Origin of the sequence: Deinococcus aquatilis DSM 23025 (assembly GCF_000378445.1) — a bacterium.
GTDB lineage: Bacteria > Deinococcota > Deinococci > Deinococcales > Deinococcaceae > Deinococcus > Deinococcus aquatilis.
On the sequence record NZ_KB899698.1, the window covers coordinates 46,979 to 60,881 of the forward strand.

Here is a 13,903-nt window from a genome sequence, read left to right on the forward strand (position 1 = left end):
GCAGTGGAGGCCCACGGGTCGTGTTCAAGGACAGGTAAGGGGAGAGTCATCATAAGAAGGAAGCTGGCGTGAAGCGAGCGACCTCTACCCTAAGCAGCGAGGCGTATCCAAGCTGTGAGGGTCGGGCCACCCCCCCAATAAGGCGGCCCACCCCCCCCGACCTAAATGGCTTGCAAGAGGGTATCCACTCGGGCCCGCAACTTCGGATCCTGCGCCCGTAGCAACCGGCGAGTCTGCTCCCGCTTGCCCTCATCCGGTAACACCACGGTCACCTGCCGCACGTCCCGCACGCCCCGCCATTCCACCAAGAACTGCGGTGTCCCCACGACCTCGCCCAACCGTAAGCGGCCTTCCACCAGGCTGTACACCTCCACCCCAGGCCGACTCGGCGCACTGGCCGTGACACTCAAGCCGTACCGCAAGCGCAGCGCGGGTAAGCCTGATTCCACAGGAGCAGGGGTCAAGATCAGATTTGCTGGTACTGCCGCCTGCACGTCCACCCGTTCCAGGCGCTCCTGAAGTGCGGGCGACAACAGGGAGAAACGCTCCCGACCATACTGCGCCAGATCTGCCGTGGGCAAGACGTCCGCGGCCTGCACCAAGCGAGCTGTGTCCAATACCTCGGCCTTCCCACTGGCGACGGCCTTCACTGGCACGCCCGCTTCCACACCGGACAGGCCTGTCACTTCATACGCCGTTCCTGACACGGTGAAGGTCATGCCGACATGCAGCGGCAAGCCTTCCATCCAGACCACGGGTGCGTTCAGCCGGGTCAACGCCGCCAACGGATGGCCCGCCGCCCGGAGCGTCTTCACCTGGGCATGTCGCGCCCGCAAGCCGGTCACCAGGCGGTTGATGCCCGCGACATCCTGCATGCTCGGCCCCTTCTCCCGGCTCCGCGCCACCGCATCCCGACGAGCCAACAAGGCCAGCATGTCCAAGTACTCCTGCACCACCGTCAGGTCGGCCCGCAAGCTCGCCTGACGCCTTTCCTGCGCACGCGCTTCCTTCTTCGCCCGAATCGCCGCACGCGTCGCCACCGGATTCCGGCTCAGCATCACCGCGATCTCCTCGCCGTCAAAGCCCACCGCCGCGTTCTCACAGGTCGTGATGGATGCATCGAAGACCTGATCGGCCCAGCCCTTCTTGCCGAGCATGTTCTGGTAGCGCAACACGTCAAAACTCCCACGCGCGAAGTACAAGTGGTTGCGGATCTCCCCTACCCGCGTGCCCTGACGCCGGCACCGCCCGACCCGCTGCACGAACGCCATGTGGTGATGCGGGTAATCCAGATGGTGGATGTCTGTGCCGCCCTGATAGTTCCCGCCTTGCTCAATGACGCTGCTGCCCAGCACGCAGGTCAGCTCGCCTCGACGGAAGCGCCGTTCGACATTCAGCCGCTCGCCACTACTCGGATGCGTGCTCGCGGTGATGATCTCAATTTCCTGGGCTGGGTATCCCGCAGCGATCAGCATCTCCTTGAGCGCCCGGTAAGTGAGGCCGTCCTCGCCACCTGTATACATAAACACAACATTCCGACCACCCGTCTGCCGAGCCGCGACACACGCCTGCACGCACGCCGCGAAGCGGGCATTCGGTGCGTCCACGTCCAACAACGGGGGATGCAGCGTGAGCTTACTCAGACGCGCGAAGATTGCAAACAAGTGGTTTTCTCCCTCACTGTCTGCTGCTTCCACCAAAGCCTGCTCGGCGTCATAGCGTTCCTGCACGACCAGGGCTAGGTCGAACAGGTGCTCAACGGTGGTCAGAGGCGGAAGCGGCATCCCGACGCGGTCATGCATCTGACAGGTAAACTCCGTCTCCCGAATCACATGCTGTCCGATGATCGCCCGTAACTCGTCCAGATTCCGAAAGCCCACCACACACGAGCGGTACGCCACACTGCCATCCGGCTCGGTAATCAGCCGCGGCTCAATCACACAGAATCGCGCGGTGAACGCCGAGACGTTATGAATGCCGTACTCCGGCAAAGCATCCGTCACTAAGCTCAACATATTGAAGATCTCGAGGGGGGAGTTGGTGAACCAAGTCGCACTCAGGCCAATCGTGCAGCCTCCATTCGCGCGCACGAAGCGGCACTTGTGATTGGTGTCCAGCGCCCGATTACTTTCGTTCCCACCACCCAGAAATTTAGGGGCACTTTCCCCGTAGACCGCGGGGGCAGCGTACGTTGATTTCATTGCTTGCACTTCGTCAATCAGGATCGCATCGATGCCGGTGGCCTCAAAGGGGATGTCGGTCTCGGTGGCCACCCGCACGCGGGCCAGATGCCGTCCCGTGAAGCGTTCCACTTGCGCGAGCTGGCGGTGCCCGCCCATCTTCCGGTGGCGCTCGTCGAAGGTCGCACTCCGGCCCACTCCAGCCATCAGGGTGCTGTCGCTCTGCACGAAGCGCATTCGGGTCTCTTCCAGCATGGGCATCATCTCGAAAGCCTCGAACGACATCACCACCAGATCAGGCGCGTCGGTGAGGAGGGACGCGATCTTGCGGCGGCGCTGGTCACCGGAGTCCTCACGCAACTGCGGTTCCCCGTCTGAATCGAGAAGGATCTGTCCATCCGGGCCGCGTACGGGTTCGCCCCCGATCACACGGATGCGTAGGTCAGGGAGCGCACTGGCGGCGTTCATGACCCAGTCCCCCAAGCGGCTGAGCGGTACCACAATCGCGGGTAAACGAGCTCGCCCGGACTGGCGCAGCATCGCCGCGAGCATCAAGCCAGTCAACGTCTTGCCCAATCCGACGGCAAAATCCAGAATCGCACCCTGCAAACGGGCCGCCGTGCGCACATGTCCGGCCTGAAAGGGGTGGGCGAGCGGGCCCTGATACTCCGGCAGCGTGAGGGTACGCATATCCGGTGCGGGAATTAGGAGGCCATAGCGTTCCTCGTTCAGCCGCGTTTCCACCGCGCCTGCATGCTCGCTGTCCAGCAACCAAGAACGAAAGTGCGCTGCCAAGGCGTGTTCCATCCGGATGGCCTTGCCCTGATGGGCGTTGCGCTCCGCCGCGATCTGTTCGGTCGTCTTCAAGTCTTGGTTGATCACCGCGTCGACAGGCGTGCGGCAGTTCAGGTACGCCTCCAGCAAGCGGACGCGGGCAGGGGAGATAGCCTGACGTTCCGCGCGGCTCAAGTCATCGTTCAGGGCGTTACGCATGCGCAGGAAGAGGCCGTGCTCGTCCCGACTGGCATAGATCAGATGGGTCGGCTCTCCAGCCGTATCCCAAGTGTTGCGCTTCACCGCGACGAAGGTCCCGAGGTAGGCATTGACCCATTCGGTGAGCACGGCTTCGGGAATCAGGGCGTCCCGGGGCTCGAGCGTCATGTCGGCCAGATCCACCCAAGGCGCGGTCTCACGGAGCCGAGTCGCTTGCGCGAATAGGGCCTCCCGACGCAGGCCCGTGACCGTGTCAGCGAGTTCTTCGGCGCGGCGGGCTTTCTGGTGGGCGCGGCCTCGGTAGTACGTGGTATTCGCTTCCCAGGTGTGACCCGTGAAGGCGTACTCCGCCCGCAAGTGGGCCGCGGCGACGGTCGGACTGACCCCCGCGTGCTGACTGAGGTGCACCTCATCCAAGAGACCGTACGCTTCGAGCTGCTGGGCCACCTCGGTCAGGGTGCCCGGGGTCATCGCCGGCGTGGGGTCGGGCAGATCGGCGAGCGCGGCCAGAACCTCTCCCTTGGCAGACAGGAGCACGCCCAGGACGGGTGCAGCGGCCGTCGCCCGGCCTAGAGTTGTCAGGTCATATGGTCCATACGTCTCCAGGTGCGCTTGGTGCAGGGCCCGAGTCCGCTCACGGGCCGACGCGGCATTCGAGCGGCGACGCTGAACGGCACTCCGGGCCGCCGTCAAGCTCTGCGCAACCTGCAGGGCACTCAACGTGGCCGGGTGGTTCAGAGCGCTGTGGTAGCCCCATTGTCCACGCTGGAAACGGTACGTGCCACACGCAGAGAGTTGGCCTTCCACAAACGGGTGGGCTTGGATGGGGGCGGCACGAACGCGGTGCTCTGCTTCGACCCCAAGCAGCGTACGCACAGCCGCTTCCACCGCAGAGCGGGTCAACAGATCTAAGCGGCGTGCTTTGGCGTTTTTAATCAGGTCTTCGACGCGGCTGAATTGCACGGGTCCTGCGTAGCTGGGTTCCCCAAAACGTCCCGTCCGCACGACCGCCTTCTGACAGCTGGACAGACCGAGGGGCACAAAGGTGGTGGCCAGTTCCCAACTTCCATCCGGGAGGGATCGAAAACACACCTGACCCTCAATGAAGGCACGCAGGGCTGGGTCTTGCTTAAGACGGGCGTCCCGAATGACAGTCTGCTCTTCCAAGGCCAATGCGCCCAACGCTTCCCGCACGCCTGCATCGTGACGGCGCAGGACGAGGAGCACGGTGGTGACACCCGCTCCAGTGGCTTTGAAGGCGTCTTCGGGAATGGGGCTAGCCGTGAGGAGATGCGCGCTGTCGAGCACCTGTTCACGCAAGCCCTGTTCACTCGGGTTGCGGAGCATGCTTTCCGGCACAATGACCGCCATCAGGCCGCCGGGATGGAGGCGTTCAAGACCTGCGAGAATGAAGTACCAGTGCGCTTGGGTGATGCGGGGTCGGTTAACGCGAGCAGTCGCGCCCCGGACACCGAAGGGGGGATTGCCGATCACGAGATCGAACAGGCCTTCATGGCGTTGGTGAAAGGCTTCGAAGCTCAGCGCGTGGGTGGCGACCCAGGGGTGCAAGGCGGCGGCCACTTGCGCGGAGATGTCATCCAGTTCGACGGCAGTTAGCAGGGTGTCTTTGGGCGCGCGGGAAAGGAAGATGCCGCCACCACAGGAGAATTCGAGCGTTTGCGTGATCGGGCCGAGCGCGCTGGCGACTTCCCAGACGACTTCCGTGAGGGCGGTCGGGGTGTAGAAGGCGTTGATGCTGCCGCCGAGGCCACCTTCACCGCTCCAGGCCCGCAGGGCAGCACGGCCCGACTCGGTGAGTTCGCCCCCACTTGCCGCAGTCTGCCGAGCAACGTCGTTCGCGTGGACGCGGGCCGCGTCGGTGACTTTGGGCAGGGCATCGACGCCGTACGGGTGGCAGCTGGGCGCGGGAGAAGGCTGCGGGGCCGCGCGCAGGGCAAAGGCAGCGAGGGCCTGATCTGTCGGCTGGACGGGTGTCGGCAGGACGGCGGGTTTGATCTGTTTGCCCTTCACCGTGGGGCGGTACGTGCCGAACAGGTCAGTGGTGAGGGGGCGCTGGACAGGCGGTAAGGACGTCATACCTAGTCCTGGCCTGCGACCGGGTCGCAGGCCAAGTCTGCAAGCATGGAAGAAAGTTCAGTTCTGGTTGTTCAGCAATACCCGTATTTGGGAAAAGACAGGCCCATCTTCAATTTCCACAGAGGTGAGGCCAACAGAATGAGCATTAGAGTTCTCAGAACGGTGCTCGTGTCGACCCAAGAGGTTTTCTCGTCTAGAACTGCGCTTTGGAACGGACTCAGCTCAACCATATTGGTCTGAAACTTCTTGGGTTCTGTTCAGCGCAACAAGACTGGAAAGTTGCCAATGAGGTGAGGAGTAGGACAACTCAGCGTGGTCAATGCACGTATAGCCTAGATGTCAGTTTTCACTGTCCACAACGCTCGTTCGTTGATCCAAGATCTCGTGATCTAAAATTTAGATCAACGCTTGGCATGGGAGTTCCAACACATGTATGAGGACAGCAAAAGGGGTGATCTAAATTTTAGATCACCCCCAGAATTCAAAAAATATGCTCAACCAGATTGGGACCCAAGGGCCTGTGACGGCAGAACTTATGGAGTGCTGAAATTACGACAATTTCCCGAGAAGCTGGTTGAGTTCTTTGAGCAATCGCTCTGCACGCTTGAGGTCTGAACCTTGGAGCGAAGACAACTTCGGGAGGAGCATTTTCGTTTCAAGACCAAGCTGCTGCATCGGACTTACAGATCGATTTCGCCCAACAAGGCGTTCTATTTCAGCTTTGAGCTCTTGAGTCGTCAGCTCACCTGCTTCAATCCGCTTCAACAATTGGGACCGCTCTGGATGATCTGGATCCAACTTGAGTAGAGGCTTAAGTAAGACGAAGGGGACGCCATTCAGGAGAGCCTGCTGTTCGGACTCAGTCAATTTGAGAAGAGGCAGGCGAGAGTTCAACCAGGTCGACAAGGTATTCCCAAACACCCGAGCAATAAATGCTGACACATTCCGATCATCCGGACGACGTCCGGTATGAATCGCCGTGAGATAGGCCCCAACTTGTTCCGGCTGGATGTCTAAATGGAGTGCAATAATTTGACGCCCGATCAAGGCATCTTGTACAAGGTTAAGATTTTTGCGCTGAGCATTCTCAACAATGGCAAAGATTTGTGCCTCAGCATCCGTCATCTCACGGATCAGAACAGGCACTTCTTTCAGGCCAACAAAGCGTGCGGCATTGTATCGCCGCTCACCAGCGATCAGTTGGTACTTGGAGTCGATCTTCCTGACCAGAAGAGGTTGTAAGATCCCATGCTCACGCACACTGTCGATTAATTCAGAGAGGACAGACTCTTCGAAAGGATTGTCTTCCGGCAACATTCCAATTCGCCTGGGATTCCGCTCAGAGACCACTTGAATCTGAGGCAGTGGCAGAAGAGAGGGATGGCCCTCGACACCCATGATGTCGGAGAGAGACGGAAGACTCGAACTCATCCAGCAACCTCTTGAGAGGCAGCTCCGACAGGTTGCTGAAGCGGACGGAAAGTCTTGACAATGAAGTGAGCGAGTTCAACGATGTCCTGGGTAATCCCAGCTTTTGGATCAATATCAAAAATCGAACGGTGATCTTCTTGAATACTGCGCGCTAGATCGCCTAAACGTACAGGAGGAGCGATGACAGCAACACTTTCATAGCCTTGAAGGAGTTCGAGCTCACGACGCGACATCCTGCGGTGGGCTTGATATTTATTGGGAATGAACATGCGTAGCTGCAAATTCGGCGCATAGGCACGTCCACCTTTAATCAGCGTCACAAGTTTTTGGAGATTCTCAAGTCCTTTGACATCACACACAGGAACAAGGACATGATCTGCCGCTACGACAGCTGCTGGTAGGTCAGCGCTTCGTCCAGGCTGTGTATCAATCAGAATAAAGTCATAGTCCATCTCACGTTTTCGGAGGGCCTCTCGAAGATTTCCCATTCGAAAAGAGTCAGCCGTAATGTTCGGAGCGACGTCACGGATGATGCCATCATTCGCCGGCCACAGATCAAAATCTTGGACGCGAATAGGGTCTGGCAAAATTGCATCGCTCGGTTCATCAACTCGGAAAACGACCCCGGCTGTACGCTCAGGATCGAGACCTGGGCTGGAGCGGTCATCATGTAATCCGACCCATTTCGTGGCAGAAGCTTGAGCATCCATGTCCAGAACAGCGACACGATAGCCTTGACGGGCAAGGGCAGCACCAATGGAAAGGGTGAGAAACGTTTTGCCCGCTCCTCCAGCAATATTCGCCATACATAAGCGAGTGGCAGGTTGCATCGACATAGGGGTCTCCTTGGGACGGCATAACGCCTCATACACCGTAATGGGCACGAGGGCGGCAATGGATGCACCATGACGAGTAATCAAGGTGGTCTCGCCTGCTTGTGCTGCTCGATTCAGCACATCCGAGAGTGACTTGCGAAGGTCACCTGCGCTGACGGTGAGGTGTTCACGAGCCATATCGTGACCGTAACACATTTTGTACAAACATTGCAAGAAAGTTACAAACCGTACTGGTGACCCGATAGAGGACGCTCAGTGACTCACCTCGACTTCGCCTCTCAGGGCTCAGTTCAGTCAAAAAATGCCTCTTCAAGAGAGGCATACGCATAATGTTAAGGCTCACTGGTGGTCGATCATCAAAGGCGCATCATTTCCTCGACGGATTGCCCGGTCAGGTAGATTCCAGACGAACGACTCGCCAGCACCAGATCACGCGCGGCCTCCCACGACTCTGCTTCTGTTCGCCGACCTCGCGCATTCCCCACCACATACCGCCCCATCAAGATCCGGAGCGTCTCCCGCACTGATTTCTGCCGGTACTGCCCGTCCACTTCCGTCCAGTCCATCCGGTGCGCCTGCACGATCTCCAGATCCTCCAGCACCACCGCGACTTCTAGCCCTTTGAGTTCCGGCCCCTGAGCCACCTCGGCCCACACCCGCTCCATGGGATAGATCGCCCGCAAGCGCTCCTGCGCCACCTCTGCGAGTGCCGCACTCAATACGGCCAGCACCGGCCCGTGGTAACTCATGTGGATAATCTGCATGTCTCGTACCCCCTCTCTCTTTGGAGCATCACCGCCTCTCAAAGTCAAGCCCCCCTCACCGCATTAACGGCCATTCACCGATCTGCTGCTTGAACCCCAGCAGCGCCTCCGGCCGCTGACGCGCCACCGCAGACAAGGGCAACGGCCACGACAGCGTTTCTATAGCCTGCTCTGGCACCGCGTGTTCGGCATGCAGCACCGCACTTAGGGCACGCACTCCAGACTCGCCCAGCACATCACAGAAATCCACGCCCGCTTCTAACGCCGGCACCTGCCGCACCCGAGGCGCCCCCACTTCGAACGCCAGGTCCTGCAGCCGGGCCCGCATCCGTTCCCCACTCGCATCCCTATCCGCGTAGATCCAGACCTCCCGATCGAGGCCCTCCAGGAACGGCCAAGCATCTGCACCAGCGACACCCTGCACGTCGAAATCCAAACCCAACGCCGTCACGGCCCGCCAAGCGGCCGCCGCATTCAACTCCCCTTCCACCAGCAGCACCCGGGACGCCCGTCCAAACCCTGGATTGCACCACGCCGGTGCGCCAATCCCGCTCACCAGTAAGCGGTACTTCGGCCCCTCCGCCTCACCCACACTCCGGCGCTTGGCATTCCACGTCCGTCCATCCGGCCCCCGCACGATGAAGACTAACTGTCCGTCCTGCGCCACCGCCTGTAGATCTCCTGTCGGCCACAGTCCTCGCCGAGCCAGGTCCTGTTGAGGCGCCTCGCCTTCCCGCAAGTTCTTGACCGTGCGCCGCAGCGCGTCGACCTCGCGTACTTTCATGGGGGTGAGTTTCGCCAGGGCCTTACGAGCTTCGGCCAGGACGCTGACCCGCACCGGCGCTGCACACTCGCCCGCGCTGCCCTGGCCCTCGTCAAACGTACTCGGCGTGCCCGTAAACCGCAGCAGTTCCTGCCGGGCTTGCGTGCCATTCATACCCAGACTCAACAGGAAGAAGAATGCTGTGCCACCGCCTTCATTGCGCCCGCGCTTCTTCCACATCCAGCTCGTGCCGTTGTGCCACACACTGAAGCTGGGGTCGCATTCTGCCTTGCCGGGTCGGGGATCCAGAATCGTGCCGCCTTTCGCGCCCAGACCACGAGCCGCTTCCGCTCCACAGTGCGCCGCAATCAGCGCCCGAAGGTCACACGAGTTGATCGATTGAGTCAGAGACATACCCGGTGCTGGCCCACTCCGGTTCACCCGGGTGGGCCACTCCTAGTTTCAGGCGCGCAGGGCCCGTAAAAATGCCAAGACCTTCGGCAACAGCGAGGGCAGTTCCGCCGCGCTGACACACTGCCCGAACGCCTCCTGGTACGCCTGCAAGATACTGGGCGCGTCTACCAGCAGAATGGGGACGACCAACCCGGTATGCCCCGCCCGGAGCGCCTGACACGCACGGTAATCCTGCGAGCTTAGGCTCCCATCCGTGATGACGAACGTCAAACTGTGCCCGGCAAGTCCCGGTTGCCAGAGGGCTTTCAGAGTCGGGGCTAAGGTGGTGCCCCCACAGACCGTGAGGGCCGCGATGCGGTTGAGACCCGTCTGAAAGAGCGTTTCGGGCTCAATCAGCGCATGCGTCTCGTCATCGAAGCCAAACGCGAGCATCGGCACCCCGGCCAACTGGGCGGCTTGTCGAAGCGCGAAGGTCAGGAACCGTGCGGTCTCCAAGCGTTCGCCCTCCATGCTGCCGCTGATATCCACCGCCACCCGGATGTGCATCGGGCCAGGCCGCGTCGGTTCGACCCGCTGCTCGAAGACGCGTTCAGCCCCACGTTGATACCGGTCATAGCGAAACCGTCCCCGATCCCGACTGGCGTGCACTCGACCGGGCTGCACCGGGGGATGAAGCAACGGCGCCATTTCCTGAGCGTACCCAGCCGTGGTCGTCATGAGCTTGACTGCCGCAGGGGAGGGGAGAGCATCCAGGACGGGAAGAGGCGGGCGTTTCTCACTCCCGACTCCGGCCCCGTCGCCCCCGGAACCCTTCTCCTGTTCGGCCTCCGGAATCTCCGGCAGGCCATCCAGACTGACGTCCAGAAACCGTTGCAGGTCACCCCGTTTCGGTGCTTCTTTCGGCACGCCTAGCCTATTCAGGATCCACTGGGCGGCCACAATCACGTCCGCGTAGACCGGGGCGTTCCACGCGGCCTCCAACACCGCCCGCACCTCCGGCCAATGCACCGCGTCCAGCCCATCTGGCTGAAACGACCACGCCGGATGACGGCAGGTAAAGCGGTGGAACAGGCAGCCGTAGAGCACATCGCCCCCTTGCCCACTCGCGTGCACGGCATGGGCCGCATCCACGTCTGCTGCGAACCCAAACAACGCGCCGAGTTCCTTGAAATCCCGGGCCATCAGGCGTTCCATACGTTCGTCCTCAATGCTGTTCACCAGCTGGCCGAGCAGCCCAGGCGGGAGTGCCCCACTGAAATGGGTATGGCCGGCTTCATGCGCGATCAGGCTTTCGAGGTAGCGCAGTTGAAAGGCACGAGTGTCTCGCGGCAAGTCCCGTACTTCCTGCGCTTCCGGCTGGGGCGGCATGGGGTACTCCGGGTTGCACACCACCCGTTGATTCTTCATGTCCACATACGCGGTCGGGAAGGCGGTGGTCAGGGTCAACTGGTAACCGGGCCGCCAGGAGTAATACCGCCAGAGTTCCCATGCCCACGCTTGGATGCGGGGTTGCTGCCACCAATGCATTGTCATACGGGAAGTTGGCCCCTCCTGGGGGCCACCCCTGCTTCAGCTCGCCATTCGGGCATTGCCGGGGGCCGGACGCTGCACCCGTTCCGCCGTCACCGTCAAGCTTTTCACGGCCGCACTATCTAACACGCCCTCGGACGTCAGCGGGCAACAAAACGGTGCTAACGTCGTCTGCACGGCGGCTAGAAATGCCTCGCTTTCATTCAAGCCTTCCTCCATAAGCGCCTGTTGCTCAGTCAGCAGGTTCAGCGTGACCCCGATGTTGCCGGGTTGCGTCAAACTCTGCCCATGTGCGGTCGTCATCGCGCGAGTGGCCACCTCCAACGCGTACGCCCACCCCGCCGAGAGGGGAGAGCAGGCCGACCGTTCGTACACCGGCATGATGTCCGCCTCTGATGGATAGGACAGGAAGGACGCCCGTTCGAAACGCCGCAGCAACGCCGGATCAAGCCCACTGGCCTGCACGTACCCGGAACCCGCATTCGTGGTCGCCAGCATCGTGAGTTGATTCCGGGCCGCGAGGAGGATCTCGCCCGTGCCTGGCAACTCCAGCGCGTAATACCGCCCCACCGCACACGGTTGACCGGTCAAGGCCTGCACTTCCTGTTCGTTCAAGTCGTCCATCAACCCGATCAACACGTTCAGGTGGTACGGATCAAAACGCAGCAGCTCGTCGATCAGCAGCACGACAGGGCCGTGTGCCGCTTGCCGAAACGCCCGAGCCAGAGGGCCATCTACCCAGGCAGGTCCACTCGGCGTCGGTGCGATCCCGCCGATCAAATCGCGGTCTTCAAGTCCAGGGCGACCCTTGACGCTGATCAAGCGGGCCTGCAGCGCGAGGGTGATGCGTTTGGCGAGTTCCGTTTTGCCCACCCCAGTTGGGCCGATCAAGAGTGCACGCAGGCCCGTACGTGCCCGGCGAATCAGCAGGCGTTCATCCTGACTCAGACTCGGGCCAGCCGGGGAATTGCCCAGCAGCACGAAGGTCTGTGGGAACGCTGGGGGCATGGAGATTCCGCCGTCCACACTGTTGCGGCCCGCATCTCTCCACACGTAATAGAGCGTATCCACCAGCGCCATCATGCCGTCCTTCACAGCTGCCTGGTGACTCGCCGCCGCGAGTTGTTGCGGTGTGCAGGGCAGACTCACGCCCGTGTTCTTGACCGCCTGCACCAGGCCTTCCCAACGGGTCTTCAATTCCGGGTGCAGGTCGAAGTAGACGGCCTCGATCAGCAGCAGTTTGCCGGGCGTCGTGACGCCATCACCGTTCCGCCACGTCACTTGACCGTGCAGCTGGCTGACCTGACCCAACCGGGTGCCGCCCGCCTGACCACTCGTGGCATGCTGAATGGTCACTGCGTTGTCCTGCACGAACACCTCAACGCGGCCCAGCAGACTGTGGCAGGCGGCCTCCACGAACGCCCAGGAGATAGGACGGGCAGAGTCACGTTGCCCGGAGGCGCTGTGCAAGTGTTTAGGAATCACGACGCGGCCTTTCCCGGGCAGCCCAGGAAAGAGGACGGTGGTGTGGCTGAATAATGCGGAAGAGGAAACGGTCATACCCGTGGGTGGCCCCACCCCTGGGGCCACGACTCAGGCCGTACGGAAACTCAGCCAAGGGGCGGGCAGGCCAGCAGCTGTTGACCAGAGAACGCTGACTTCGGGATCAAGCAGGACGTGGTGCAGGAGGTTGTCGTCGTTGAGTTGGGTGAGACGCTCGGTGAGGGTCTCCACATCCGGCACGACATGGAGTTGGGCATGCGGCAGTGCAGCGGCCCTTACCTCTAGGGCACCAGCAGAGCCGACCAGGACGATCGCGTGCGGGAAATGCCGAAGAACATTAAGCAGCGGGGAAAGGGCCGGAGCGGAAGCAGTCGTTGACATGCCTTCAGCTTGAAGCCGCTGGGGGTGACGCGAGCTCAATGACGCGCAAGCCCGCCCCATGTTTGCCCTGCAACGCTTCAAGAAGATCAAACGCTTCTTCCACCCGCAACGGGGCCAGAAGACGAGCCGCCCGGTCAAAAGCGGCCAGCGTCACCCACTCAATAGGAAAGCCGTAACGATCCCGCTGCCGTTGCGGATGCAGCACGAGGCGAACAGCAGTCGGGTACACGCGCTTGACCAGGGGAAGCAAGGTCGCGTGCAGTTTGGGCAACCGCTCAAACCCATCCGGAAACGTTCGAGGAGCCATGCCTGACATTGGCCCACTGCAAGAGTGGGCCAAGCGTTACTTCTGCGCCGGTTGTCAACCCGGCATCCATCCACCTGTTGTCCACCGGTGGCGCACTTGAACTTGTAGCGTGAGCGCTTAACGGAGACCAAAGTCACGGACGGACTTCATGATCGGCAACGAGGTCACTTTGACGATCAACGGCATCACAACGGGACGTTGAGGCGGCCGAGGCAGTGCATCACGGGTCATTCGGGTTCCCCTTGAATGATCACTGGTGCGTCAGGGGTGACGACACGACAAAGCCCAAAATCTTTCGGGGGCGCGGCCTGGGCTAGCCTGACCAGGCTGGTAAAGCCGAGCGTATTGAGCAGTTTGAAAGAGTGCTGTGGTATTCCAGGCATGAGCTCCACTCTAGAACATGACAGAGGCCCCCACTCACTTGCGAGGGCCTCGTTGGATCATGCGTCTAGAATCAGCGAACTCCAAAGTCTGGCGCACTGCCTTTTACGATCACCAATTGAATAGCCGGCTCTTTGATCAGTGGGTGCGAAATCGGGCGTACAGGCGCACCGGGACGGGGCAACACAGGACGAGTCATCGCGCGTCTTGAACCATCAGGTCACTCTGAACGGGGATGACACGCCGCACCCCGTAATCCGAGGCTCCAGCAGCTTGGGCGCCCGTAACAATCAACAAGACGGCCGTGATGATGGATGTGAGCA

Annotated in this window: 9 protein-coding genes; all 9 read right to left on the minus strand. The window is 61.1% G+C overall.

Annotated elements, in window-relative coordinates; translation table 11 throughout:
• Nucleotides 1-161: 161 nt before the first annotated feature.
• Nucleotides 162-5,270: an N-6 DNA methylase gene (locus F561_RS0103465; protein ID WP_019008551.1), complete on the minus strand. Its 5,109-nt coding sequence runs from the start codon at nt 5,268-5,270 to the stop codon at nt 162-164.
• 549 nt (nt 5,271-5,819) lie between these two features.
• Nucleotides 5,820-6,587: a ParB/RepB/Spo0J family partition protein gene (locus F561_RS0103475; RefSeq protein WP_169389482.1), complete on the minus strand. Its 768-nt coding sequence runs from the start codon at nt 6,585-6,587 to the stop codon at nt 5,820-5,822.
• Nucleotides 6,588-6,697: 110 nt separating this feature from the next.
• Nucleotides 6,698-7,714, minus strand: coding sequence for a type II toxin-antitoxin system prevent-host-death family antitoxin (locus F561_RS27700; protein ID WP_169389483.1), 1,017 nt, complete (start codon nt 7,712-7,714; stop codon nt 6,698-6,700).
• Nucleotides 7,715-7,893: 179 nt separating this feature from the next.
• Nucleotides 7,894-8,286, minus strand: coding sequence for a hypothetical protein (locus tag F561_RS0103490; RefSeq protein ID WP_157451525.1), 393 nt, complete (start codon nt 8,284-8,286; stop codon nt 7,894-7,896).
• 70 nt (nt 8,287-8,356) lie between these two features.
• Nucleotides 8,357-9,478, minus strand: a complete 1,122-nt coding sequence (locus F561_RS0103495) for a hypothetical protein (RefSeq protein ID WP_019008557.1) — start codon at nt 9,476-9,478, stop codon at nt 8,357-8,359.
• Between the two features lie 48 nt (nt 9,479-9,526).
• The gene (locus tag F561_RS0103500) at nt 9,527-11,011 is read right to left on the minus strand and encodes a vWA domain-containing protein (RefSeq protein WP_019008558.1); all 1,485 of its coding nucleotides are present in this window, start codon (nt 11,009-11,011) and stop codon (nt 9,527-9,529) included.
• A 36-nt stretch (nt 11,012-11,047) separates the two neighbouring features.
• Nucleotides 11,048-12,493 (minus strand): AAA family ATPase, encoded by a 1,446-nt coding sequence (locus tag F561_RS0103505; protein WP_169389484.1) that lies wholly within the window; start codon nt 12,491-12,493, stop codon nt 11,048-11,050.
• 108 nt (nt 12,494-12,601) lie between these two features.
• The gene (locus F561_RS28595) at nt 12,602-12,892 is read right to left on the minus strand and encodes a hypothetical protein (RefSeq protein ID WP_157451526.1); all 291 of its coding nucleotides are present in this window, start codon (nt 12,890-12,892) and stop codon (nt 12,602-12,604) included.
• Nucleotides 12,893-12,896: 4 nt separating this feature from the next.
• Nucleotides 12,897-13,199, minus strand: a complete 303-nt coding sequence (locus F561_RS0103515; RefSeq protein WP_019008561.1) for a hypothetical protein — start codon at nt 13,197-13,199, stop codon at nt 12,897-12,899.
• Between the last annotated feature and the right edge of the window lie 704 nt (nt 13,200-13,903).

What these genes read in the sequence shown, in the direction of transcription:
- F561_RS0103465 (WP_019008551.1), bottom strand. Translation starts at nt 5,270, where the DNA reads ATGACGTCCTTACCGCCTGTCCAGCGCCCCCTCACCACTGACCTGTTC.
- F561_RS0103475 (WP_169389482.1), bottom strand. Translation starts at nt 6,587, where the DNA reads ATGTTGCCGGAAGACAATCCTTTCGAAGAGTCTGTCCTCTCTGAATTA.
- F561_RS27700 (WP_169389483.1), bottom strand. Translation starts at nt 7,714, where the DNA reads ATGGCTCGTGAACACCTCACCGTCAGCGCAGGTGACCTTCGCAAGTCA.
- F561_RS0103490 (WP_157451525.1), bottom strand. Translation starts at nt 8,286, where the DNA reads ATGAGTTACCACGGGCCGGTGCTGGCCGTATTGAGTGCGGCACTCGCA.
- F561_RS0103495 (WP_019008557.1), bottom strand. Translation starts at nt 9,478, where the DNA reads ATGTCTCTGACTCAATCGATCAACTCGTGTGACCTTCGGGCGCTGATT.
- F561_RS0103500 (WP_019008558.1), bottom strand. Translation starts at nt 11,011, where the DNA reads ATGACAATGCATTGGTGGCAGCAACCCCGCATCCAAGCGTGGGCATGG.
- F561_RS28595 (WP_157451526.1), bottom strand. Translation starts at nt 12,892, where the DNA reads ATGTCAACGACTGCTTCCGCTCCGGCCCTTTCCCCGCTGCTTAATGTT.
- F561_RS0103515 (WP_019008561.1), bottom strand. Translation starts at nt 13,199, where the DNA reads ATGGCTCCTCGAACGTTTCCGGATGGGTTTGAGCGGTTGCCCAAACTG.